General features: G+C 36.5%; 1 protein-coding gene. It reads right to left on the reverse strand.

Annotated features, from left to right (window positions below):
- Window positions 1–139: 139 nt before the first annotated feature.
- On the reverse strand, window positions 140–1282 hold the full coding sequence (locus ACRRSQ_RS20565) for a serine hydrolase domain-containing protein (protein ID WP_440877652.1): 1143 nt from the start codon (window positions 1280–1282) through the stop codon (window positions 140–142).
- Window positions 1283–1393: the final 111 nt, after the last annotated feature.

Genomic DNA, 1393 nt, shown 5'->3' on the forward strand with positions numbered 1-1393 from the left:
TTTAAAAGAAAAGATTATGGCTCTAATTTATTGAGCAGGGATCAGTGTTTTTAAGTTGACGTGGGGAGTCATACCAAGGCCTAAATAATAGGCTAAAGATAGTGGGCTAAAATGGAGCGAAGTGAACAGCCCGCTGTTTTTAGTCCTTGTTAATTTTCTTGTTAGCCATACCAGACTCCACTAGTGATAAAAGCTCGTCCATTACAACTTGTGGATAAACATCTATGTCATTTGTCGCTAGCACGATAAAAATATTTTCATCAACAAAATAATGCATATCGGCAAAAGAGTACCCATTTGAACCATTGTGTTGGGCATGTAATGTTCCTCTAGCAGTAGACTTAATATCCCAACCATAACCATAATGGGATTTGGACTCTTTCTCTAACGATGCATTGTGTGGTAAGAATAATTGCTTTTTAGATTCGTCAGTAAGAATCAAATTTGAACTCAAAGCCATATACCAAAAGAATAGGTCTCCTACAGTAGATGACATGCCTCCTGCGCCCTCCATATTAAAGCGTGGGCCTTCCTTGTCCTTTAAATGCTGAAAAGGGCTTCCGACAGGGAGACTTTTTGCTTCAATAGAAAATAGCCGTTGATAAGCAGTTTGATCTGCACCGTAATTTATAGCGACTCTATTTTCAGCCCGTTTGGGTAGACGATAACCTGTTTCAGTTAAACCTGCTGGTTCAAAAAGATTTTCATAATAAAAATTTTCATAGTTATCCGCTGTGATTTTTTCGATAATTATCGCGAGTAGGTTATAACCAATATTTGAGTAATTATATTCTTCCCCGGGTAGAGTAAGTAATTTTGATTTTAAAGCAGTTTCAATTAACTCCTTTCTTGTCACAACATCATACAAATTTGAACTACCCCCTCCTCGGGTAGCAACAAAACCAGCAGTGTGTGTTAATAGGTGATGTACTGTAATTCTTTTCTTGTCATCGGGAACATTATCAAAAAACTTAGAGAGCGGATCATTGACAGAGAGTTTATTAGATTCATGCAGTTTTAAAATTGCAGTTGCTGTAAATTGTTTTGTAAGTGAGCCAATATTAAAAATTGTATCTTCGGAAAAAGGTATATTCTTCTCTCTATTTGCCAACCCGAAAGCTTCTTTAAACAAGACTTTATTCTCTGCAGCAACCAACACAACACCTGAAAAATTTGAATTGATAGCAGTATTTCGCCAGTCTTTAAACGACAATTCATCTTTAGCTGATGCAGTCTGAATTAATGTTAATAAAATCAATCCAATGTATTTATACATTTTCATCTTTAAATCCGACTCCATGAGTGATGAGTATGGCTAGACATAATGACTCCCCACGAGGCTAGCCTCCATTCGTGGGTTAACTTAAAAAGACAGAGCCATAATTAGTTTGTT

Source organism: Thalassotalea sp. PLHSN55, assembly GCF_052030545.1.
Lineage (GTDB): Bacteria > Pseudomonadota > Gammaproteobacteria > Enterobacterales > Alteromonadaceae > CANMXU01.

Bases quoted from the DNA above. Each gene is read 5' to 3' on its own strand.
- ACRRSQ_RS20565 (WP_440877652.1), bottom strand. From the start codon at position 1,282: ATGAAAATGTATAAATACATTGGATTGATTTTATTAACATTAATTCAG.